Annotated in this window: 21 protein-coding genes; 6 read left to right on the forward strand and 15 right to left on the reverse strand. The window is 44.2% G+C overall.

The genetic code is table 11. From position 1 onward, the window contains the following. Nucleotides 1-14: 14 nt before the first annotated feature. Complete coding sequence (locus tag GTK07_RS06705; RefSeq protein ID WP_203583748.1) at nt 15-1,127, reverse strand: DUF2911 domain-containing protein; 1,113 nt, start codon at nt 1,125-1,127, stop codon at nt 15-17. A 284-nt stretch (nt 1,128-1,411) separates the two neighbouring features. Between GTK07_RS06705 and leuC the strand changes: the two genes are divergently transcribed. The 4 genes from leuC to leuB all read left to right on the forward strand — a co-directional run bounded on the left by leuC (nt 1,412) and on the right by leuB (nt 6,140). Continuing rightward, complete coding sequence (gene leuC, locus GTK07_RS06710) at nt 1,412-2,821, forward strand: 3-isopropylmalate dehydratase large subunit (protein ID WP_163634302.1); 1,410 nt, start codon at nt 1,412-1,414, stop codon at nt 2,819-2,821. Between the two features lie 78 nt (nt 2,822-2,899). After that, a complete protein-coding gene (leuD, locus tag GTK07_RS06715) occupies nt 2,900-3,496 on the forward strand; it encodes a 3-isopropylmalate dehydratase small subunit (protein WP_163634304.1) in 597 nt (198 codons plus the stop codon). 26 nt (nt 3,497-3,522) lie between these two features. Beyond that, a complete protein-coding gene (locus GTK07_RS06720) occupies nt 3,523-5,040 on the forward strand; it encodes an alpha-isopropylmalate synthase regulatory domain-containing protein (RefSeq protein ID WP_163634306.1) in 1,518 nt (505 codons plus the stop codon). A gap of 41 nt (nt 5,041-5,081) precedes the next feature. Then, complete coding sequence (gene leuB / locus GTK07_RS06725) at nt 5,082-6,140, forward strand: 3-isopropylmalate dehydrogenase (protein ID WP_163634308.1); 1,059 nt, start codon at nt 5,082-5,084, stop codon at nt 6,138-6,140. Nucleotides 6,141-6,211: 71 nt separating this feature from the next. Here leuB and GTK07_RS06730 read toward each other — a convergent pair whose 3' ends face one another. The 11 genes from GTK07_RS06730 to GTK07_RS06780 form a co-directional block, all read right to left on the reverse strand. Next, nucleotides 6,212-7,804, reverse strand: a complete 1,593-nt coding sequence (locus GTK07_RS06730; RefSeq protein WP_163634310.1) for an NADP-dependent glyceraldehyde-3-phosphate dehydrogenase — start codon at nt 7,802-7,804, stop codon at nt 6,212-6,214. 145 nt (nt 7,805-7,949) lie between these two features. Next, nucleotides 7,950-9,218, reverse strand: coding sequence for a threonine ammonia-lyase IlvA (gene ilvA / locus GTK07_RS06735; protein WP_163634312.1), 1,269 nt, complete (start codon nt 9,216-9,218; stop codon nt 7,950-7,952). Nucleotides 9,219-9,236: 18 nt separating this feature from the next. Beyond that, nucleotides 9,237-10,709, reverse strand: coding sequence for a ketol-acid reductoisomerase (gene ilvC, locus GTK07_RS06740; RefSeq protein ID WP_163634314.1), 1,473 nt, complete (start codon nt 10,707-10,709; stop codon nt 9,237-9,239). A 23-nt stretch (nt 10,710-10,732) separates the two neighbouring features. After that, nucleotides 10,733-11,260: an acetolactate synthase small subunit gene (gene ilvN / locus GTK07_RS06745; protein WP_163634316.1), complete on the reverse strand. Its 528-nt coding sequence runs from the start codon at nt 11,258-11,260 to the stop codon at nt 10,733-10,735. A gap of 2 nt (nt 11,261-11,262) precedes the next feature. Beyond that, nucleotides 11,263-11,844, reverse strand: coding sequence for an O-methyltransferase (locus GTK07_RS06750; RefSeq protein WP_163634318.1), 582 nt, complete (start codon nt 11,842-11,844; stop codon nt 11,263-11,265). A gap of 1 nt (nt 11,845) precedes the next feature. Then, the gene (gene ilvB / locus GTK07_RS06755; protein ID WP_163634320.1) at nt 11,846-13,579 is read right to left on the reverse strand and encodes a biosynthetic-type acetolactate synthase large subunit; all 1,734 of its coding nucleotides are present in this window, start codon (nt 13,577-13,579) and stop codon (nt 11,846-11,848) included. 52 nt (nt 13,580-13,631) lie between these two features. After that, nucleotides 13,632-15,308, reverse strand: coding sequence for a dihydroxy-acid dehydratase (gene ilvD / locus GTK07_RS06760; RefSeq protein WP_163634322.1), 1,677 nt, complete (start codon nt 15,306-15,308; stop codon nt 13,632-13,634). 353 nt (nt 15,309-15,661) lie between these two features. Then, the gene (locus GTK07_RS06765) at nt 15,662-16,501 is read right to left on the reverse strand and encodes a 5-oxoprolinase subunit C family protein (protein ID WP_163634324.1); all 840 of its coding nucleotides are present in this window, start codon (nt 16,499-16,501) and stop codon (nt 15,662-15,664) included. Beyond that, on the reverse strand, nt 16,494-17,228 hold the full coding sequence (gene pxpB / locus GTK07_RS06770) for a 5-oxoprolinase subunit PxpB (protein ID WP_163634326.1): 735 nt from the start codon (nt 17,226-17,228) through the stop codon (nt 16,494-16,496). The genes GTK07_RS06765 and pxpB overlap by 8 nt, the downstream gene beginning before the upstream one ends. Beyond that, nucleotides 17,225-17,968, reverse strand: coding sequence for a 5-oxoprolinase subunit PxpA (pxpA, locus tag GTK07_RS06775; RefSeq protein WP_163634329.1), 744 nt, complete (start codon nt 17,966-17,968; stop codon nt 17,225-17,227). Before pxpA ends, pxpB begins: the two co-directional genes overlap by 4 nt. Beyond that, nucleotides 17,969-19,165, reverse strand: a complete 1,197-nt coding sequence (locus GTK07_RS06780; protein WP_163634331.1) for an Nramp family divalent metal transporter — start codon at nt 19,163-19,165, stop codon at nt 17,969-17,971. 181 nt (nt 19,166-19,346) lie between these two features. On the opposite strand from GTK07_RS06780, the gene GTK07_RS06785 reads away from it, so the two are divergent. Beyond that, on the forward strand, nt 19,347-19,790 hold the full coding sequence (locus GTK07_RS06785; protein WP_163634333.1) for a hypothetical protein: 444 nt from the start codon (nt 19,347-19,349) through the stop codon (nt 19,788-19,790). On the opposite strand, the gene GTK07_RS06790 is transcribed toward GTK07_RS06785, so the two are convergent. Beyond that, nucleotides 19,787-20,197, reverse strand: a complete 411-nt coding sequence (locus GTK07_RS06790; protein ID WP_163634335.1) for a hypothetical protein — start codon at nt 20,195-20,197, stop codon at nt 19,787-19,789. The genes GTK07_RS06785 and GTK07_RS06790 overlap by 4 nt on opposite strands. Nucleotides 20,198-20,471: 274 nt before the next feature. Here GTK07_RS06790 and GTK07_RS06795 point away from each other — a divergent pair, with 274 nt between their 5' ends. After that, a complete protein-coding gene (locus GTK07_RS06795) occupies nt 20,472-21,899 on the forward strand; it encodes a M20 family peptidase (protein WP_163634337.1) in 1,428 nt (475 codons plus the stop codon). A gap of 68 nt (nt 21,900-21,967) precedes the next feature. On the opposite strand, the gene GTK07_RS06800 is transcribed toward GTK07_RS06795, so the two are convergent. Both GTK07_RS06800 and GTK07_RS06805 read right to left on the reverse strand, forming a co-directional pair. Further along, on the reverse strand, nt 21,968-22,558 hold the full coding sequence (locus GTK07_RS06800) for a DUF4760 domain-containing protein (RefSeq protein WP_163634339.1): 591 nt from the start codon (nt 22,556-22,558) through the stop codon (nt 21,968-21,970). Nucleotides 22,559-22,692: 134 nt separating this feature from the next. Then, a complete protein-coding gene (locus GTK07_RS06805) occupies nt 22,693-24,228 on the reverse strand; it encodes a YifB family Mg chelatase-like AAA ATPase (protein WP_163634341.1) in 1,536 nt (511 codons plus the stop codon). Nucleotides 24,229-24,269 lie beyond the last annotated feature (41 nt).

The following is a 24,269-nucleotide window of genomic DNA, read 5'->3' on the forward strand; positions in this document are numbered from 1 at the left end:
TTCGTTCAACTTTTTTAATTGATATCCTCGCCTTGTTCCAATTTTGGAAAATAGGAGGCAATCGCATTACGATTGGCTTGGTCAGGTGCTCTTCCTGCTGCGATTTTTAGATGTTTCAGTGCCATTTTGTAATTTCCGACTGCCGAATAACCTCTCGCCAAACCAAAATCCACTGGCCAGGTTCCCTTGTGCTTTTTGGCATTCCATTTAAAAACTTCAAGGGCAGCATCTTTCTTGCCTTGGGCTATAAGTTGTCTTCCGTAGGCATGTACTTCAAAAACAGTTCCAAGGGGCAGGGCCTCATCCATTACTGTCTTGGCCTCCAAGGATTTACCCTGTTTTTCCAGAATCTGGGATTTGATACTCAGATTATTGAAATTCTTTTCACTGAAAAACTGTCCCTCGATGGCTGCATTGATCCAACTCAATGCTTCATCCAAATCTCCGCCATTGTTCAGCGAAAAACTGGCCGCTTGCTCCCAACTCTGTCGGTTGAATCCGGGTGAAGTCTGTAACTGCTGTCGGATTTCGGCCAAAACGTTTTTGGTCACATCCGTTTCAATCTTGAACGGAATCTGTTTTTTCTCCCATTTTAGAGATGCTATTGTGGAATTCGGCATTACATTGTCAAACGAATAGGTCAGTTGCTCAACATGAGGGGTATCATTGGTGTTGACATCTACACGGAGAGCATCTTCCGAAGGGTCATAGAAAAAACTTCCCCAAGCCCCATGATTTTTGGAGAAGATAATCGTAGCGGTATTATCTTCGTTGACTATCATGTGTAATCCGTATTCCCCGGCCGGAAGATTCTTGCCTTCAACACTGACATCGTGCGTGGTTTTGAATATGGTGTTTTCATTGGCTCCGGCTCTCCAAGGAGATTCGGTAGCCGTTCCAAAGCCTAAATTGTTCATTCCGTAGGGAACAAGCGCGCCCCATACCTTTCTGCCATTTACACTGGGTCGGGAGTACTCGAGAGTCAAATCCGTATTTCCTATTCTTTGTGATACTTCGGCTTTCTGACTTCCCTGAGGTAAAAAATCGAATTGAGCTGAAACCGTTCTGCACAGAAATAGTGTGGCAACCAAGAAAGTTGCCCTCATTGTGGTGTAATTTTTCATCATTAGTTCGTTTTTGATGTAGTTGTTCCTTGTTTTTTGATATTTCCTCCCAATGTAAAAAGCTTATGGATACTCCCGCGTTAGAGCTTTGTTAAAAACTTCCCATGCATTTAAAATTCAATGGGTTATTTTAAAGGTTATGTTATTCTTTCATTCGGCAGTTAATTTGTTGGATTATGGTAATGTCCTTTAAATTTGATGTTGAACATCGTAATTTTACCCTGTTCCGTTAAACACATTTTCATTCAAATTTTAACTTTGTAGGCTTACATAATTTGATTGTTACCATGAGCAAAACACTTTTTGATAAAGTATGGGATTCCCATGTAGTTCAGCATATTGATAATGGTCCGGATGTACTGTTCATTGACAGGCATTTGGTCCACGAAGTTACGAGTCCCGTGGCTTTTCTCGGGTTGAAGAACCGAGGCATTAAAGTATTGTACCCAGAGCGCACTTTCGCCACTGCGGATCACAACACGCCAACCATAAATCAACATTTACCCGTTCAAGATCCATTGTCCGCCAACCAATTGAAAGCTTTGGAGGAGAATGCAACGGCCTACAATATTCCTTATTGGGGTCTTGGACATAAGAAAAATGGTATTGTACACGTGATAGGTCCAGAGAATGGTATCACCGTTCCTGGGGCTACCATTGTGTGTGGTGATTCCCACACCTCTACCCATGGTGCTTTTGGTGCCATTGCCTTCGGTATCGGGACCAGTGAGGTGGAAATGGTATTGTCCACCCAATGTATCATGCAGCCGAAACCCAAGAAAATGCGTATCAACATCAACGGGGGCCTCAACAAGGCCGTAACCCCAAAAGATGTGGCGTTGTTCATCATTTCCAAATTGACCACTTCTGGGGCAACCGGTTATTTTGTGGAGTATGCCGGTGATGTGTTCAAGAACATGTCCATGGAAGGTAGGATGACCGTTTGTAACCTCAGTATAGAAATGGGTGCCCGTGGCGGTATGATTGCCCCAGATGAAAAGACTTTCGAGTACATCAAAGGTCGTGAATACACCCCTAAAGGTGCCGATTGGGACAAAGCTATGGAATATTGGAAAACCTTGTATTCTGACAGCGATGCCGTTTTTGATAAGGAATTGACCTTCACTGCCAACGAAATAGAACCCATGATCACTTACGGAACCAATCCAGGTATGGGAATGGGCATCAAAAATGACATTCCTTTGGCCGAGGCCGTGGAGGGCGGCGTAGCTACCTATAAAAAATCATTGGAATATATGGCGTTCCACGAAGGTGAAGCTATGATCGGCAAACCCATCGACTTTGTATTTTTGGGAAGCTGTACCAATGGTAGGATCGAGGATTTCAGGGCTTTCGCCTCCATCGTAAAAGGAAGGAAAAAAGCGGACAATGTAACGGCTTGGTTGGTTCCTGGCTCCCATCAAGTGGAAGAGGCCATCAAGGAAGAAGGCATTTTGGATATTCTACAAGATGCGGGATTTGAATTACGTGAACCCGGATGTTCGGCCTGTTTGGCCATGAACGATGACAAAGTTCCTGCCGGGAAATACGCGGTAAGTACTTCCAACCGAAACTTTGAAGGAAGACAAGGACCAGGTGCCAGAACCTTATTGGCCAGCCCTTTAGTAGCGGCGGCGGCGGCCGTGACCGGAAAAGTTACCGACCCAAGGGAACTCATGGAAGAAATCTACGCATAGCAATAAACAATTTACAATTAGCAATCAACATAGAAAGACATTGCTAATTGATAATTGACAACTGAAAATTGAAACAACATGGCATACGATAAATTCAGCATATTAAAAAGTTCAGCGGTACCCATGCCGATAGAAAATGTGGATACCGATCAAATCATACCCGCACGTTTTCTAAAAGCAACGGAAAGAAAAGGTTTTGGGGACAACCTGTTCCGCGACTGGCGATATAACTCCGATGGCACTCCAAAAGAGCATTTTGTATTGAACAACCCTATCTACAGTGGAAAAATTCTAGTGGGTGGTAAAAACTTTGGTTCTGGATCTTCCCGTGAGCATGCCGCTTGGGCCGTTTACGATTACGGATTCCGATGTGTGGTGTCGAGTTTCTTTGCGGATATCTTCCGTAACAACTGTTTGAATGTGGGCGTTTTGCCCGTTCAGGTGACTCCAGAATTTTTGGACCAAATATTCAAAGCCATCGAAGCGGATCCCAACACCGAATTGGAAGTCAACCTACCTGAGCAGACCATCACCATCTTGGCTACTGGAGAAAAGGAAAGCTTCGACATCAACGATTACAAAAAAGGCAATATGCTCAATGGTTTCGATGATATCGACTACCTGTTGAACATCAAAGAAGGCATCCAAACCTTTGCGGAGAACACACCACTTTAATCTGACCTTCAGAACAAGGCACGAGAATGAAAAAACGCACCGTTGAAATCATGGACACCACTCTTCGGGATGGTGAACAAACCTCTGGGGTTTCTTTTTCGGCTTCCGAAAAACTCACCTTGGCCAAACTCCTTTTGGAAGAACTCAAGGTAGACCGCATCGAAGTGGCTTCGGCACGTGTATCCGAAGGGGAAATGAAAGCGGTAAAGAGTATTACGGAATGGACGGCTTCCGAAGGGTATTTATCCAAAGTGGAGGTATTGACCTTTGTGGATGGTGGCGTGTCGTTAAAATGGATGCAAGAGGCCGGTGCCAAGGTGCAGAATTTGTTGACCAAAGGTTCGTTAAACCATCTAACCCATCAGCTCAAAAAAACTCCGGAACAACATTTCAGCGAAATAGCGGAAGTCATTTCCAAAGGGAAACAATTGGGCATCGATACCAATGTGTATTTGGAAGATTGGAGCAACGGCATGCGCAACTCCAAGGAATACGTGATGCAGTTTCTGGATTTTTTGACCCAACAGCCCATCAAACGTATTTTATTGCCTGACACCCTTGGTATTCTTACCCATACGGAAACCGGAGCCTTTTTCAAGGAAATTATTGCGCGCTACCCTAACACGCACTTCGATTTTCATGGACATAATGATTACGACCTGAGTGTGGCCAACGTCATGGAAGCACTGAAAGCTGGGGCTCATGGTCTGCACCTTACCGTGAATGGGATGGGTGAACGTGCGGGGAATGCCCCATTGGCCAGTGTGGTTGCCGTAATCAATGATTTTTTACCTGAAATCACCATCGGGGTAAAGGAATCCTCACTTTATAAAGTGAGTAAATTGGTATCGGCTTTTACCGGTTTTGGCATCCCTGACAACAAACCAATCGTTGGCGACAACGTTTTTACACAAACTGCTGGAATACATGCAGATGGAGATAGCAAAAAGAATCTTTACTTTAATGATTTGTTGCCGGAGCGTTTTGGCAGGAAACGCAAATATGCCTTGGGCAAAACCTCTGGCAAGGCGAACATTCAAAAGAATTTACAGGAGTTGGGATTGACCTTGAACGATGAGGAGCTTAAAAAGGTAACTGAGCGTATCATTGAACTTGGCGACAAAAAGGAACGTGTCACCAAAGACGACCTCCCTTATATCATCTCCGATGTATTGGACAGCAGCCAATATCACCAAAAAGTATTCGTGAAGTCTTACGTGCTAACCCATTCCAAGGGGTTGAAACCCTCCACTACCCTTTCCATCGAAATTGAAGGAAAACTATACGAGGAAAGTTCCCAAGGTGATGGGCAGTTCGATGCTTTTATCAACGCTTTGAAAAAAGTATACAAAAAAGAAAACCGTGAGCTTCCCAAATTGGTGGATTACGCTGTTCGGATTCCCCCTGGCAGCACCTCTGACGCCCTTTGTGAAACCGTGATCACATGGCAGACCAAGGACAAGGATTTCACCACCCGTGGATTGGATTCCGACCAAACAGTATCCGCCATCAAGGCTACCGAAAAAATGCTCAACCTAGTTTAAGAATATTGATAATTGTTTATTGAAAACTGATAATTGAACAAATGAAACTAAACATAGCCCTTTTGGCCGGCGATGGAATTGGCCCAGAAGTTATTGATCAAGCCGTAAAAGTTTCCGATGCCGTAGCCGAGAAATTCGGACATGAAATCGAGTGGACCCCTGCCCTAACAGGAGCCGCCGCCATTGATGCCGTTGGTGAACCTTATCCCGATGAAACACATGAAGTTTGTGTTGCAGCCGATGCTGTGCTTTTTGGAGCTATTGGACACCCGCGGTTCGACAATGATCCATCCGCCAAGGTAAGACCCGAGCAAGGCTTGTTGAAAATGCGCCAAAAATTGGGACTTTTTGCCAATGTACGACCTACCTTCACCTTTCCATCCTTGATTGATAAGTCACCTTTGAAAAGAGAACGCATTGAAGGCACCGATTTGGTGTTTTTGCGAGAATTGACCGGAGGTATTTACTTTGGAAAAAGAGGTCGAGAGGATAATGACAATACCGCATACGACACCTGCACTTATACTCGTGAGGAAGTGGAGCGTTTGGCCCGAAAAGGCTTTGAAATGGCCCTACAGCGTTCCAAAAAGCTGTGTTGCGTGGACAAGGCGAACGTTCTGGAAACATCCCGTTTGTGGAGAGAGACCGTGCAAAAACTGGAAAAGGAATACCCCGAAGTTCAGGTTTCATACGAATTTGTGGATGCCGTAGCCATGCGTTTGGTACAGTGGCCAAGTTCCTATGATGTTTTGATCACTGAAAACCTTTTTGGCGACATCTTGACCGATGAGGCTTCTGTTATTTCCGGTTCCATGGGATTGATGCCATCCGCTTCTTTGGGCGAAAAGACTTCTTTGTTCGAGCCTATTCACGGTTCGTATCCGCAAGCTGCTGGAAAAGACATAGCCAACCCCTTGGCGACCGTGTTGTCTGCAGCGATGATGTTCGAGACCGCTTTCGGATTGAAGGATGAGGCCGAAGCCATTAGAGACGTGGTGAACAAATCATTGGCAGAAGGTGTAGTTACCGAAGATTTGGCCGATGGCGGAAAAGCCTATAAAACCAGCGAAGTGGGCGATTGGCTGGCTAAAAATATTTAATCGACCCAACAGATAAACCAAAAATAAAGCCCCGACGAATCGGGGCTTTTTATTTATAGCTCAATCGAATTTTATAAGATATAATCCGTACTCAAGAAGTTGCTCACTTTCGCTTCCAGCAATTGCTCGATGGTCTGGTTGTTCAGTTCATTATCCTTGAACGCCACAAACGTACGAATCGAGAAGGATCTTAAGGCGTCGTGCACACTCAATGTGGATTGCGCAGAGTCCTTTCTTCCTGTAAATGGATATACATCTGGTCCACGTTGACAGGAACTGTTCAAGTTTACCCTGCATACCAAGTTGGCCAAGGCATCGATCAATGGGGAAAGTGTATACACATCCTTCCCGAACAAGCTGACTTGTTGACCATAGTTGGATTCTGCCATGTCATCCAATGGCTCTTCAATGTCCTTGAAAGAAAGCACGGGAATTATCGGACCGAACTGCTCCTCTTCATATACCCTCATGTCCTTTGAAACAGGATATACTACCGCTGGCCAGATATAATTGTCGAAATGCTTCCCTCCTTTTTTGTTCAGCACTTTGGCACCTTTCATCTTGGCATCATCCAACAGCTCTTGTATGTATGCTGGCTTTTCTGGTTCAGGCAGCGGGGTCAAGTTGACACCGTCATCCCATGGGTTACCAAATTTCAGGGCATCTACCCTTTCCGAGAATCGTTTTAAAAATTCATCCTTAATATCCTCATGCACATACACCACTTTAAGAGCGGTGCAACGCTGTCCATTAAACGACAAGGTTCCTGAAATACATTCGTTGATGGTGAGATCTAAATCAGCATCTGGTAGCACAATAGCGGGGTTTTTGGCCTCCAATCCCAACACCAATCTGAGCCTGTTGCTTTTTGGATGTTGGTCCTGCAATGCATTGGCAGATTTACTGTTACCGATCAAGGCCAGTACATCCACCTTGCCGGTTTTCATTATGGGTGCCGCTACGGCCCTTCCACGGCCAAAAAGTATATTGACCACTCCTTTTGGAAAACTGCTCTGAAAAGCCTCCATAAGCGGCGTAATCAATAGGACACCGTGCTTGGCCGGTTTAAAAATGGTAGTGTTCCCCATGATGATGGCAGGAATCAACAATGCGAAGGTCTCGTTCAAAGGGTAGTTATAAGGACCCAAACACAAAACAACTCCCAGGGGACCTCTTCGGATGTGAGCGTAAACACCATCGTGTTTATCAAATTTGGCACAACCGCGATCCAATTGCTTATATTCTTCGATTGTGTCATAAATATACTCAACGGTACGATCAAATTCCTTGTAAGAGTCCGGTTTGGATTTGCCAATTTCCCACATGAGGAGTTTCACCACATCCTCCCTTTTCTTTTCCATTTTTTTTACAAAGGCCTCCATGCACATGATACGGTCCTTGACCTTCATGGTTGGCCAAACACCTTGGCCCCTGTTATAGGCCGCCAATGCAGCATCCAAGGCTTCCATTGCCTCAGGCTCTCCCATATCGGGAATGCTCCCCAGAGGCGTAGGCGCATATTCTTTTGTGGATGAAATTGTTGAGGTTACCTGGCTTGTAGCTCCTTGCCATTTTCGGAGTTCACCATTTACCAAGTAGGTTCTTTGATGTATTTCTTCCGTAATCTGAAAAGCTTCAGGAATCACGTTCTTAGATGTTGACATAGTTATTGTTTATAGAATTAGTGTTCATGGAAATGGTCGCCCATCCTTCACAAAGCTAACATAAAAACTGGAGGAAAACAGCTCATTTCCATGGGTTTTACAACGAAATCGATTTAGAAAACAAGATACCGGATCGTTGTGAAAATCAGACCAAATATTGAAAAAGATCGGGCTTATCGTTCAGGTAATCCCCAAAAAAATGCCTTGCCTTCATCCGTTGGATCAATGGTTCCAAATCATCCGAAGATTTTAGTTCAATCCCCACGACTGCCGGGGCATTCTCACGGCTTGATTTTTTGGAGTATTCAAAGTGGGTGATATCGTCGTTGGGGCCCAGGATTTCGGCGACAAATTCTTTTAAGGCACCTGGCCTTTGTGGGAATCTTACAATAAAATAATGCTTCAGGTTGGCATACAGCAAAGCCCGCTCCTTAATTTCGGCGGTTCGGGTAATATCGTTGTTGCTGCCACTTACAATGCAGACCACATTTTTCCCTTTAATTTCTTCGGCGAAATCATCCAACACGGCTATCGTTAAAGCACCAGCAGGTTCTACCACAATGGCATCACGATTGTACAGATCCAAGATGGTCTGGCATACTTTACCTTCGGCCACCAAAACCATTTCACTTAAACAATTACTACAGATGGAATAGGTTAAAGTTCCTACTTTTTGAACAGCTGCCCCGTCAATGAACTTATCGATTTCATTTAGCTCAGTCAGTTTTCCAGTTTCCATGGACCGTTTCATGGAAGGGGCCCCCAGAGGTTCCACCCCTATGATTTTAGTCTCTGGAGACAAGGCCTTGAAAGCTCCGCACAACCCGGAAACCAATCCTCCACCTCCTACCGGAACGAAGATATAATCAATAGGTTTATCGGATTGTTGAAGAATTTCCAATCCTACGGTGCCCTGTCCTTCAATAATTTTTTCATCATTAAAAGGATGCACAAAGGTTTTGCCATATTGATCGCAGTACCATTGGGCCGTCTTATTTGCGTCGTCAAAAGTATCACCTTCCAAGATCACTTCCACCCAATTTCCACCGAACATTTTTGTTTGGTCAATTTTTTGCTTGGGAGTGACCACGGGCATAAAAATGGTTCCTTTCACCTCCAAATGGCTACAGGCAAAGGCAACCCCTTGGGCATGGTTACCAGCACTGGCACAGACCACGCCTTGCCCTAACTCTGTTTTGGAAAGGGATGCAATTTTATTAAACGCACCCCTGATTTTATAACTACGGACCCGTTGAAGGTCTTCGCGCTTTAAAAGAATATTGGCCCCATATTTTTTCGAATAGCGGATATTTTGCTGCAAAGGGGTTTTCTCCACAACTTGTGAAATGGTCTCTGCTGCTTGTTGAATATCCGCAAGTTGCGGGAAATATGTTTCCACGGCTTCTTTGTTCATGGGGCCAGTATACTTGAATTATATTGGCTTCATTGCGGTCATGGATGCACGCAATCTGGCACCTACAACTTCAACATTGTGGGTTCTGATGGCTTTGTTCACCTTGATCAATTTAATGTTGTCCACACCATTGTCCTTGCCTTCGCCGAAATGTTTACCGATCACATCTGTATCCATTCTCTTCATGAAATCGGTCAAAAGTGGTTTACATGCATGATCGAACAAATAGCATCCGTACTCAGCAGTATCGGAAATTACACGGTTCATCTCGAACAATTTCTTTCTGGCGATGGTGTTGGCGATCAAAGGGGTTTCGTGCAACGATTCGTAGTAAGCGGATTCACCGATGATTCCTGATTCTGTCATGGTCTCATAAGCCAATTCCACTCCGGATTTCACCATGGCCACCATCAAAACGCCATTATCGTAGTATTCTTGCTCCGAGATAGATACGTCACCGGCAGGCGTTTTTTCAAAAGCGGTCTCCCCGGTTTCAGCCCTCCAATCCAAAAGGTTTTTATCGCCATTGGCCCAATCTTCCATCATGGTCTTGGAGAAATGTCCGCTCATGATATCATCCATATGTTTTTGGAACAACGGACGCATGATCACTTTCAGTTCCTCAGCCAAATCAAAAGCCTTGATCTTGGCAGGATTGGACAGACGGTCCATCATGTTGGTGATACCACCTTGCTTCAACCCTTCGGTAATAGTCTCCCATCCGTATTGGATCAATTTGGAAGCGTAACCTTTATCAATTCCTTTTTCTACCATTTTATTGAAGCAAAGAATGGAACCAGTCTGCAACAAACCACAGAGAATGGTCTGCTCACCCATCAGATCCGATTTAACCTCTGCCACGAATGAAGATTCCAACACCCCGGCCTTATCACCGCCAGTGGCCGCTGCATAGGCCTTGGCTTGCTCTAACCCTTTTCCTTCAGGGTCATTTTCAGGGTGAACCGCAATAAGGGTAGGCACTCCAAATCCTCTTTTGTACTCCTCACGAACTTCGGAACCTGGACTTTTGGGCGCCACCATGATCACGGTAAGGTCTTTGCGAATCTGCATACCCTCTTCAACGATGTTGAATCCATGCGAATAGGACAAAGTAGCCCCTTTCTTCATCAAGGGCATTACGGTTCCCACTACATTGGTGTGCTGCTTGTCCGGTGTAAGGTTGATGACCAAATCGGCCGTTGGGATCAATTCCTCGTACGTTCCTACAACAAAATTGTTTTCAGAAGCATTCTTAAAGGATTGTCTTTTTTCCTTGATCGCAGCTTCGCGAAGGGTGTAAGACACATCCAATCCCGAATCGCGCATGTTGAGACCTTGGTTCAAACCTTGGGCCCCACAGCCAATGATTACAATTTTCTTTCCTTTTAAAGCTGTAACACCATCAGTAAATTCGCTGGGGTCCATAAACCTACATTTTCCCAATTGGGTCAATTGCTCACGAAGTGATAGTGTGTTAAAGTAATTTGCCATTTTATGATTTGATTTTATGCTATTTAGTTTTCTTGAAATTCTTTTAATATTTCGGATATCGGCATGGCCGCCTTGGTCACCGCAATACGTCCTGAACGGACAAACTGCATGATCCCATAAGGTTCCAGAGCATCGTGCATCTCATCGATTTCGTGTCGGCGGCCGGTCTTGGACAATACGAAGAACTCACGGCTCACTGTTACGATCTGAGAGTTGCTTTCTTTTATGATGTTTTGGATCTGACGTTCATCGAACAGCAAGTGGGATGCTATCTTGAACAGGGCAGATTCCTGGTAGATAATATCATCATCGGTATGATAAAATGCCTTTATGACCTCTACCTGCTTCTCAATCTGCTGAACAATCTTCCGTGTCCAATCCTCTGTGGTATAAATTACAATCGTGAATTTTGAAACGTTCTCAATCTCTGATTTAGAAACATTTAAACCTTCTATATTAATGTGTCTCTTTAAGAATATCCCTGATATTCTATTCAGTAATCCCACATTATTTTCGGAATACACCGATATGGTATACCATTGTTTTTCCATTCTCAATTTATTTTTACTGCAACGATCAATCCCGTGGACCAATCCATTTTTGTTATTGTTATGTCTTCTCGTTGTTCTAAAATTTGAACAAGCGCCTTGGCCTTTTCTTCATGTCCATCCGGCCAATTGGGCTGCTTTTTCATATCATCTATTACGTAAAATCCGCCTATTTTAATGAGGCTCATTGTCTTATCCAGATGACTGTATTTTCCCGGCCATGCATCTGCGAAAATCAGGTCAAAAGACTCTCCGGTATAATTTTCCAACCATTCTTCGCCATCGGAACATATTAATGTTAATCTTGGTTCTTCCTTAAAGAAAAGATTGGCTATTTGGATAAGCTCTGGATCGTTATCCACACTTGTCATCCTGGACTTCTCATCCATTCCTTCGGTCATCCAAGCCAAGGACAATCCTATACCTGTGCCTAGCTCCAAAAAGTTGCCGTTTGGTTTTGATGCCACCAATGTTTTCAGCAATGTCCCAACATAGACATCTGATGGCATGGTGAACCCCAGTTCCTTAGACTTTGCAAGCAAAGCCGGATATTGGCCCGGCATTTGAATGATCTTGGTCTGGTCCATTTTACTTTAATCTGATGTCGGCTACCGAGGCACCTGTTGGAATCATCGGGAAAACGTTGTCCTCTTTTTCCACTTTAACCTCCAAAAAATAGGGGTCTTTGGAAGCTATCATTTCTTCCACAGCGTCCTTCAATTCGGAACGTTGCACCACCCTTCTGGCTTTGATGTGATATCCTTCGGCAATTTTTACAAAATCAGGATTGGTCATTACGGTCGATGCATATCTGCTTTCAAAGAAAAGCTCCTGCCATTGGCGAACCATTCCCAAGTGATCGTTGTTTAGCACGACAATTTTTACCGGTACGTTGTGTTGGAAAATCACGCCCAATTCCTGAATGGTCATCTGATAGCCACCATCCCCAATAATGGCTACCACTTCGCGGTCCATGGCACCCATTTTGGCTCCAATGGCCGCCGGGAGTCCAAAGCCCATGGTACCCAAACCACCAGAAGTGATATTGCTTTTCGTTTCTTTGAACTTGGCATATCTACAGGCAATCATTTGGTGCTGTCCTACATCAGAAACAATTACGGCATTGTCTCCGGACGCGATATTGATTTGCTCCATGACCTCACCCATGGTCAGTCCTTCCTTGGTGGGGTAGATATCTTTTTCAATGACGGTTTCGAACTCGATTTTATGTTTCTTTTCAAATTCGGCAAGCCATTCCTTGTGTTCGTTCTTGTTGATCAATGGCAATAGCATGCCCAAGGTTTCTTTGGCGTTGCCCAAAACCGCAACATCAACCCTCACATTCTTGTTGACCTCAGCGGGATCTATTTCAAAATGAATGATTTTTGCTTGTTTGGCATAAGTGGCCAAATTACCAGTAACACGGTCATCAAATCGCATACCGATGGCAATTAGAACATCACATTCGTTAGTCAAAACATTTGGACCATAATTGCCATGCATACCAACCATACCCATATTTAAGGGGTGGTCCGTTTCCATAGCGGAAAGGCCCAAAATAGTCCAAGCGGCAGGAATTCCTCCTTTTTCAACCAACGCTTTCAATTCAGATTCAGCTTCGCCCAAAATAACACCTTGACCAAAAATGATGTAAGGTCTTTTGGCGTTGTTGATGAGTTCAGCAGCTTTTTCAATAGCTGAAGCATCGGGCTCTGGAACCGGCTTGTAACTTCTTACTCCAGTACATTTTTCGTATTTGAAATCCAGTTCATCAAACTGTGCATTTTTGGTGATATCCACCAAAACGGGGCCTGGCCTTCCAGATTTTGCAATATAGAATGCCTTGGCCATGATCTCAGGGATTTCCTCTACACGGGTAATCTGATAGTTCCATTTGGTCACCGGGGTGGAAATACCTACAATATCCGTTTCTTGGAACGCATCGGAACCCAAAAGACTCCTGGTCACCTGACCTGTAATGCACACCATTGGGGTTGAATCGATTTGAGCATCGGCGATACCAGTGACCAAATTGGTGGCTCCAGGTCCGGAGGTGGCCATGGCCACACCCACTCTACCTGTAACCCTGGCATAGCCCTGTGCGGCGTGTGCGGCACCTTGCTCATGGCGGGTAAGGATGTGCGTCAGCTTATCCTGAAACTTGTACAACTCATCATACACGGGCATGATGGCACCTCCGGGATAACCGTAAATCAAATCGACACCTTCCGCCAACAAACAATGTATAATGGCCTCCGCACCTGTGATGCGCATGGTAGTTTCTTGCTTTTTTTCCTTCTTTTCCGCTTTCAATGTTTCCATAAGCTTATCTTTTTTTGGGAACTCCCCCTTACTTTTAATTCGATTTGAGTGGTTAGAATGTATCCGTAACACAACCTTTAGATGCCGAAGAAACCATTTTGGCGTATTTGTACAAACTACCGGATTTCACCTTTAACTCGGGTTGCACCCAAGCTTTTCTCCTTTGTTCCAATTCCTCGTCGGAAATGTTGATGTTGATGGTATTCTTCACGGCATCAATGGTGATCTCATCCCCATCTTTCACCAAGGCGATACCGCCACCCACTTGGGCTTCCGGTGAAACGTGACCTACCACGAACCCGTGGGATCCCCCTGAAAACCTCCCATCGGTGATCAAAGCAACATCCTTACCCAATCCTGCACCCATGATGGCGGATGTAGGTTTCAACATTTCAGGCATACCCGGGGCACCTTTTGGTCCTTCATAACGAATGACCACTACATCCCCTTTTTGCACCTTCCCATTTTTGATGCCTTCGTTCACTTCAATTTCACCGTTGAAGACCCTTGCGGTTCCCGTGAAACTCAATCCTTCCTTGCCCGTGATCTTGGCCACGGCACCTTCGGTCGCCAAATTACCATACAGGATTCGGATATGGCCTGTTTCCTTTATTGGCTGTTCCAAAGGTTTGATGATGTCCTGGCCTTCTTCCAGATCGGGAACATCCAATAGGTTTTCTGCCAAGGTCTTTCCGGTTACCGTCATACAATCTCCATGAAGCATGCCTTTCTTCAACATGTACTTCAACACTGCTGGCACACCCCCGATTTTATGAAGGTCTTCCATCAAATATTTTCCACTGGGCTTTAAATCGGCCAACAACGGGGTCGATTCGCTGATACGTGTGATATCTTCCAAAGTAAAATCCACTTCCGCGGCATGGGCAATGGCCATAAAATGCAATACGGCGTTTGTGGAACCACCTAAAACCGTTACCAACCTAAAAGCATTTTCCAATGCCTTTTTGGTCACGATGTCCTTGGGTTTCAAGTCCATTTCCAACAGGTTCAGAATGGCTTCCCCTGCAGCTTCGCAATCGGCACCCTTAGCAGAGTTTACTGCCGGAATGGATGAATTAAAGGGTAACGACATACCCATGGCCTCAATGGCCGATGCCATGGTATTGGCGGTATACATCCCTCCACAGGCTCCGGCTCCTGGACATGCCTTATGGATCACTGCCTTAAATTCAGTTTCGTCAATGGTTCCTGCTACTTTTTGGCCATAGGCCTCAAATGCGGAAATGATATCCAATTTCTTATTATTATGGCATCCCGGGGCAATGGTGCCTCCATATACCAAAATAGAAGGTCTGTTTAGCCTTAGTTGGGCCATAAGCGCACCGGGCATGTTCTTATCGCAACCCACAACGGTCACCAATCCATCATAATACATGGCCTGCATTACGGTTTCGATGGAATCGGCAATGATGTCCCTTGACGCCAAGGAATATCGCATTCCAGGTGTTCCGTTGGAAATTCCATCACTAACACCGATGGTATTGAAGATGAGTCCGACCATATTGGAAGCCTCCACTCCTTTTTTAACCTCCTTGGCCAATCCGTTCAGGTGCATGTTGCAGGGGTTCCCCTCATAACCTGTACTGGCTATTCCAATAAATGGTTTTTTAAGATCTTCATCATTGAGCCCTAATGCGTGCAACATGGCCTGTGCAGCTGGCAGCGTTGGGTCTTGGGTCACACTTTTACTAAACTTGTTCAGTTCCATTGTCAAATTTCATTCAAATACAGAATTCCGCTGAATTTATACTGTCAATCAAAGATAGATGTTTAAAAAGCCTTAGATTTTTAACAGTTTAAGCCTGTTTAAATCCATTTGAAACATAAAATATACAAAATTCTGTTTTTCAAATACTTACATCAATTCAAAATCCAATATTCAATTATTTTCTTTATAAAGAAAAAGGGCCTGCATCTATTTAGATACAGGCCCTTCGTCATCAAAAGCAAGTCTGTATCATTCCAAATTTGGAACAATAATGACCACTCTAATGACCAGATTATTTCTTTTCATGCTTCAATGTTACAAAAAAATATGTTGGATCCCAGCAGAAAAAACAACTAAAGTAATTTGAAGGAGAACTTGTCCCCCAACTTCTTTTGCGCCAAAGTACAAATGGATTCCTCGGAAAGTTGCAGTATTCTTGGGTAGCCTCCCGTGGTCTGCCCGTCTTTCATCAGAATGATCAACCGTCCTGCCGGTGTCAACTGTACCGTTCCGGGCAAAGTGCCCGAGGTAAGCATGGAATGGGAATGGCTCTCTATCAATTCGGACAACTGATAGGCCATCCTATTGTTTTCTTTGGATACCGTGAAGGTTTTGGTAAATATTCCGGATAGTTGCATATCGGACAAGAGTTCAAACTCTGGGCCTTTGTACACGTCCAGATGATTCTCTAGAAAATGATCATCGATCTTTACTTCGGAAATGAGGGGTTTAAAAGAGATGTTCTTGATATAGGGCACCTCTTCTCCATCCTTGAGTCTTTTTGTTTTGGTCACGGGAACAAACTGCGAGCGGCTGCCCAAAACCTTTTCCGTCTGGAATCCGCCTTTTATGGCCAAATAGGCACGAAATCCGTTCTGCAATTTCCCATAGGACAGAATATCGCCTTTGGTTACTTGTACCACTTGATAGTTCTCTATGGGCCTGTTGTTCACGGTAGCTGAAATGTGCGCTCCCGAAAGGCAGATAAAGGTCGGCTCGTCAAACTGCAAGGTTGGTCCCGTCATGGTGATCTCCATTACGGCCGCGTTGGGGTCATTCCCCAACAAAAGATTGGCCTTTTTTACGGAATCAGCATCCATAGCCCCAGATACAGGCACCCCTATATCACGATAACCATACCTGCCAAGATCCTGTATCGTCACAAAAAATCCCGATTTAAGTACCTTAAGCATGCAACACAACTTTAGCGGGTTTGTAAATACCTACTTCGGCCTCTATTTTATGGAGGTCGTATTCAGCCTTGGAAATTTTATTGAATTGGATCTTGTCCCCCACCTTTACAAAACAAGGTTCCTTTAAACCAGGATTGAACAACGGAACGGGGCAGTTGCCGATGATGTTCCAGCCCCCCGGAGATTCCTGGGGATAAATGCCCGTTTGTTTCCCTGCCAAACCAACCGAGCCCTTGGCAACTTGCAAACGTGGTTCCGACCGTCTGGGGATTTCCAGAGACTGTGGAAGACCTCCCAAATACATAAACCCGGGCAAAAATCCTATGCCATATACCACGTATTGGTGTGACGTATGCTGTTGGATGAGTTCCTCAACGGACAAGTTTAAAGTTTTGGAAACTTCTTGTATGTCTATTCCAAATTCCTGATCGTAGCATACCGGAATGGTCCACAGGTGTTGTACCCTATTCGATGGGCTCTTGGCCTGACCTGCATGGCAATCCAGAATCATTTTTTGGGTTTCCTCAAAGTCCAGATGATCGTTGTTGTAGACCATGGTCAAGGAATTATAGGCTACGGACATTTCCCAACCTGGAATTTTGAGTGCCTTGAAGGCTTCCATAAAATCTAGGATATCGGCCAAAATGGATTCCTTCACCTCACTGGGCCATTCCACAAGAACGGCTCGTTCTCCAAAGGGTTTGATGCTGATGGGGTAACTTTTCACTTTTGTATTTGCACCTGATTTTTGGGTAATTCCCGTGAAAGATACATTAATATTTCCAATGCCGAAGCAGTATCACCATGTACACAAAGGGTGTTCGCCTCAATTTTATGGAATCTGCCGGAAACAGTCTTCACTTTTGCATCTTTTATAATGGGCAGCACATGGGCCAAAGCTTCTTTCGGCTCTTGGATCAAGGCGTTATCACTTTTTCTGGACACGAGGCTCAGGTCTGCATTGTAGTTTCGGTCCGCAAAGGCTTCGTACCATATTTGAAAACCCACCTCCATTGCCAATTCTGCCACAACAGACCCAAATGGTACATAAAGAACGGCTTTTTCCTTGTAGGCTGAAATAGCTTCCAAATAGGTTTTTGCCAATTTTGGATCCTTTGCGGTTTGGTTATAAAGCGCCCCATGTGCCTTAATATGATGGAGCTTTACTTTTTTTCGATTTAAAATGATATCAAAAACATTCATTTGATCCTTGATACTTTGTATCAGCATCTCATTTGGAATATTCAAAACCTCTCTCCCAAAATTCGCTTTATCAGGGTACGATGGGTGTGCTCCTATCTTAACACCGTGTTCTAGGGCCAGAGCTACCACCTTTGACATGGTTTCTTCGGTTCCCGCATGGCCGCCACAGGCAATATTACACGAACTGATATAGGGAAAAATTTCGGGTTCATTGCCGATTCCTTCCCCTACATCACAGTTGATATCAATCGCAAATGCTTTCATCTACAGGGTTCCTATCACTTTTAAAATACTTTTCGCTCCCAAGAAAATGGCAAAGGCCACTATGGCCATTCCCAAAACATTTTGTAAAAGGGTGTTTCTGTTTTCCCCCATAACAGATTTCTTGTTCACTACCCACAATAACAAAAGTGCCATAATAGGCAACAAAACACCATTGGCCACCTGGGCAAATTGGATGACCTTGATGGGCTTGATGTCAAAGGACAAAAAAATCACCCCGCAGAGCAAGACAAATGCCCATGTAAATTTGAATCTTTTATCCTGCATGCCCCCTTCCCAACCAAAACAGCTACTGGCCACATACGCAGCAGCCAAAGGAGCCGTTATGGCCGAGGTCACCCCTGCCGCCAAAAGTCCGATGGCCATAAAGTAAAGGGCCATTTTCCCAAAAAGGGGCTCCAGGCCTTTGGCCATGTCCATGGCATTGTTGATGTCGGAAATAGGTGCCGCGGAAGCCGTGATCAAAATAGCCATGGACACCAGTCCACCTAAGGCTATGGAAATGATGGTGTCCCATTTCACGACTTTCAGGTCGTTTTGGGATTTCCATTTTTCACGCACCAAGGATGCGTGCAAGAACAGATTGTAGGGTACTACGGTTGTACCTACCAAGGCCACTACGGTCAACAAGCTGTCTTTGGGCAGAGTTGGCACAAACATACCTTTCAAAATACCGGATAGGGAGGGCTTGGTCATGAGTGCACAAATAATGAAGCTTGCTCCCATTAATCCTACCAGACCCACAAAAATTCTTTCCAACGCTTTATAATTGCTGAACCACAGCAGGCAGAAAATGGCAATACCAATCAACATTGGGAGAAAAGGTCGTATTTGGGGATTTGGAAAAATCTGTTCAAGCCCCAAAGTAGCCCCTCCAATGTTCCCTCCTTCGTACGCCGCATTACCAATGAGAATAGCTCCCAATACCACGGCAAGGACCACATTTCGGACCCACGGTGTACCTAATTGTTCCCGAACCACGTCAACTAGGCCTTTTTGGGTCACCAAACCGATTCTCCCGGCCATGCCCTGCAATACGATCGTGGCCAGGATGGAAATCAATAAGGCCCAAATCAAGGCATATCCAAATCGCGCTCCGGCCAACGTACACATGGCAATGGTTCCAGGTCCAACAAAGGCCGCCGCCACCAACACTCCGGGTCCTATTTTTTTCAACATAAACGGGTTGATTTACGGTGTTGAATTTAACAGGATATTGGGACAAACCATGTATTTCATCCAAAAAAATGCATTTCGTCTAAAAGTGGGATGTTTTACATCGAATTTATATACGATTTTAAAAATGGTGAAGTTATAATAGTCCCAAATCGAACTTTGACCTTAAACTTGACAAATACTTATGACATGTAAGGATTGTGATAAGAGTATTGATTCCCATCAGTATACGACTTCTATGGAGTCTTTGGGAATCCACTTGTGCGACCGTCATTCGCGGCTCATTAAAAAAGTAATTCTTGATAACAACACGCCGTTGGAGGCCATACACCTCTTTTACGCCCTAAAGGAAGCCGGAGCACACCCCATGTTGGAATGGTGGGACGGCAAACGATCCGTGGATATCGCCATTTCCCGTGTAAAGCTCAATATTGAGATCGACAAGGACTACAACATGATTACCCATGAACAGGCCATCAACGATCTTGAAGATGCCATGCATTCGTTCAAAAATGGGTTCACCACCATTAGGATCCCCCATTTGGCCATCAAATATTATTTAGAGGAAACGGTACAGAATATCTTGGGAATTATTTCAGGACTCAAAGCGAACATCAAGGCCATCTAATCACAGAATTCCACCTTGTTGTTTTTTTTGGTTTCCTTGTATTCCAAAATACTGATGCAGACAGGGTGTTCCCCTATGTTTTCCAAGTCGTTCACATAGTCTTTGCCCCTGTTCTCAAAATATTCGGTATCTCCCGGGTTTATCTTGAACATGTCGATTTTTCCATTCCCATAGCGGGTGATTACCAGACCGCCTGTTGGGCAAACCCAACCGTAGTTTGTACTATGCCTTCTAAAAGGAATCCGCTCACCGGGTGCGAGATGTAAATCCCATAGTTTGACACTTTCGTTTTCAAACACAAGTCTATTGCTTAAAGACTCTGTTATTTTTTGATGCAGCAACTCATCGATCTTCTCCTGTTCCCAAGGGTCAAAATTGCCCACCGGGTTCAATTCCACACATTGCATTCCACTAAAATTTGAAAAATAGCGGCAAATATAGCCATTAACCACCTCAATTACAGATCGATGTGACTATTTGTTGTATTTTTCACACTTGTTAATCCTTTATGCATACAAATTGCCAATTTTGATTGAAAAACCTTAAAATTTTGCCTTTTTCAAAAACAATCCGGGGTATGGGCTTCCGTTTGACTTTTTTATCTAATTTGTCACCAAGTGTATCATCTTCAGGAAAATTCGAAACACTTTTCAATTTGAAACCAACTAAACCACCTCAAGAATGAAAAAATTCCTTTTCGTGCTCTTAAGCCTTATCATCGTATTGGCCGCCGTCTTAACTTTTAATACCCTTTCCCTGTCTTCCAAGCAAGTAGCCACGGAACCATTGCAAAAAATGGATTTTCCGGCGAATGCCTATCAGCACCTTTCCAAGGCAGTGCAGTTCGAAACCATTTCCTACAGCGAAGATGCCATACCGGATTCCACGGCGTTCAACGGATTCCATCAGTTTTTAAGGGAAACTTATCCTTTGATCCATGAAAAACTGTCTTTGGAGAAAATCAGTGACTACAGCCTGCTCTATACATGGGAAGGATCGGATACATCAAAGAAGCCCATCATCCTTATGTCTCACCAAGATGTGGTTCCCGTGGACCAACCTACCCTGTCCGATTGGGAGGCTCCTCCCTTTGCCGGGAAGATTACCGATACCCATATCATCGGCAGGGGCACTTTGGATGATAAAAGTTCCTTGATGGCCTTGATGGAATCCATAGAGACTCTGCTAAAAGAATCCTTCACCCCTTCCCAGACCATTTATTTGGCCTTTGGACATGATGAGGAACTTGGTGGTGAAAATGGGGCTCAGAAGATTGCAGCTTATCTGAAAGATAAAAGCATCCACGCGGCAATGACCTTGGATGAGGGCGGACTGTTGGCCGAGAACATGGTCCCCGGGTTCGATAAGACCATAGCCATGCTCAATTTGGCGGAAAAAGGGTACGCGTCCTTTAACCTGATCGTAGAAACCAAGGGTGGACATAGCTCATCCCCTCCCAAAGACAATACCTTGGGCATGTTGGCACAGGCCATCGTGGATTTGGAGAACAACCAATTGCCTTATAAACTGGTCAAGCCCATTGACTACCAATTTGAATACATGGGAGCGGAAATGCCTTTCTTTAAAAGAATGGCGTTTGCCAATCCATGGCTTTTTAAAGGACCGGTCCTAAAAGCGTTGAATGCACATACCACAACGGCCCCGACCATTGTGGAAGGTGGTGTAAAGGACAATGTGATCCCAACAGTGGGCAAGGCTACCATCAATTTTAGGATTTTGCCAGGAGAGACGGTTGCATCGGTAAAGGAGCATATCGAAAAAACCGTTGGGGATAAAGTAAAAGTGGAACTGGCAGGATTTGCCGTAGACCCCTCCCCTGTTTCAGGAATTGATTCAGACGCTTTCAAAAATCTGGAAACGACTATCCGTTCTGTTTTTCCAGATGTGGTAGTCGTGCCCGGTTTGATCGGCGGTGGCACCGACGCCCGCTATTTTTATGGGGTTTCTGACGATGTGTACCGTTTTTATCCCATCCGCATCAGTCCGGAGAGTTTTTCCCGTTTTCATGGCATTGATGAAAAAATCAGCAAGGAAAATTACAAGGAGATGGTCGAGTTTTCATATCAGATGATCAAGAGATTTAACTAAATTGATTACCAACTTTCTTAATTTGAATGAAATACGAAATTTCATAAATAAATTCACTTGAAATAGACTCAACCAAGTTTTTCCTTACCTGCATTAACTAATTGATCTCTCATTTTTTGATCTAAATCATGAACTTTAACTTTCCATTCTTTAACCAAATTTTCCAAATTGATGCAAAATGTGTCTGAAGACTGGTCATTTCTTTTGTTCTTTATGAACTCTTCAGCGAAATCGTAATATCTCAAAATCATTGTTGCCCCGTAATCGAAGCTTATCTCCTTGTCTATAATATTATTTTTGATGCCTATTGAAATCATCTCGCAATAGTTCAGAAGTCTATCCAATTTAGAATCAAAACTTTCAAGCTTATTCTTATCAATTGAGTCAACAACCTCATTGTACTTTTTTCCTTTCAACGATATATCAAAATTATTTAATTCATCCGCTATCTTAGAAAATCCTTCAGTAAGTATTTCTAGATTAATATCTAATGATGTTTTTCTTCTGTTCCATTCTTGGTTATCTGAATTCTCTTTGATGAGAAGTTTGACTTGTTGTTTCAAATAATAGACCTGTCTACCCGCATAGATAAGACCGCCAAAAATTAATACAAGGGACAAAAAACCTAAAATACTAGATGTCCATTCATATGCATCCATAATACTAGTTTAATGATGTGTTTAGTTCTAAAATAAACAAAAGTTCTGATCTATTTCACTGATTTACAGTAACAATTTCAAGTAAACTAATTTTCTATTTTAATAGATAATAGTCAAAAAATTCAATTGAGCCTTTAACCCAGCCAACCTTCCCTATCCAAGCTCCTGTATTGGATGGCTTCGGAGATATGGTTTTCATGTAAATGCTCTTGGCCTTCCAAATCGGCAATGGTTCTGGCCACTTTTAATATTCGGTCATAGGCCCTAGCCGAAAGGTTCAAGCGTTGCATCGCACTTTTTAAAAGTGTCTTTGAAGATGCATTCAACTTACAAAATTCCCTGATGTGCTTGGTATTCATCTGGGCATTGTAATGCAGGTCCTTGATGTCTTCAAACCTTAAGGTTTGAAAATCCCGTGCCGCCTCCACTCGCTTCCGGATCTCCACACTGCTTTCCCCTTTTCGGTCATCGGAAAGTTTTTCAAAAGGAACCGGGGTCACTTCAATATGAATGTCGATACGATCCAACAGAGGACCTGATATCTTACCCAAATACCGTTGCATTTCAGCAGGCGAAGAAGTTACCGGGGCATCGGGATCATTGAAATATCCTCCCGGACTGGGGTTCATACTGGCCACCAACATGAAACTGCTCGGATAGGTCACCGTGTATTGTGCCCTTGCAATGGTCACCTCCCGATCTTCCATGGGTTGGCGCATCACCTCCAACACCCTACGTTCAAATTCGGGGAGTTCATCCAAAAACAATACACCGTTGTGAGACAAGGAAATTTCCCCAGGTTGCGGATAACCTCCCCCACCTACCAAGGCAGCACTACTGATCGTATGGTGGGGGCTACGGAACGGTCGTTGGCTCATCAACCCTTTGTTCTTTACCTTGCCCACCACGCTATGTATTTTGGTGGTTTCCAAGGCCTCATGTAAGGTCATGGGAGGCAGAATGGAAGGCAATCGCTTTGCCAACATGGTCTTTCCTGCTCCTGGCGGGCCTATCAAAATGATGTTGTGACCACCGGCAGCCGCAATCTCCATGCAGCGTTTAATACTTTCCTGCCCCTTCACATCAGCAAAATCAAATTCGGGCAAATTCAGATGGTCATAAAATTCTTGGCGCGTATTCACTATGGTTTCTTCCAAGGGAATGCCTTGATCAAAAAAGGCAATGACTTCTTTGATGTTTTCCACACCATACACTTGCAGTCCGTCTACAATGGCCGCTTCATTGGCATTTTCTTTTGGAAGGATGAATCCCTTGAATCCTTCATGCTCTGCCTTTATGGCAATGGGCAACGCTCCCTTAATGGGTTGCAAACTGCCATCCAAGGAGAGTTCCCCCATGATCAGATAGTTGTGGATATCTTCGGATTTGATCTGTTCCGAAGCGGCCAAAATGCCCAAGGCCAAGGTAAGATCATAGGCGGATCCTTCCTTGCGTAAATCGGCCGGGGCCATATTGATGGTGATCTTTTTGCCGGGAATCCTATACCCGTTGTTCTGCAAGGCTGCCGCAATACGGAAATTACTCTCTTTGATGGCGTTGTCCGGCAGCCCGACCAGATGATACCCTACCCCTTTATCTATGTTGACCTCTACCACAATCGTGGTCGCCTCAATGCCAAAAACGGCACTGCCATACACTTTTATAAGCATTCATAAATTCTTGAAGATTACCCTCAAAAATTAACTTTTAC

This window comes from Flagellimonas sediminis, from assembly GCF_010500845.1.
Classification (GTDB): Bacteria; Bacteroidota; Bacteroidia; order Flavobacteriales; family Flavobacteriaceae; genus Flagellimonas; species Flagellimonas sediminis.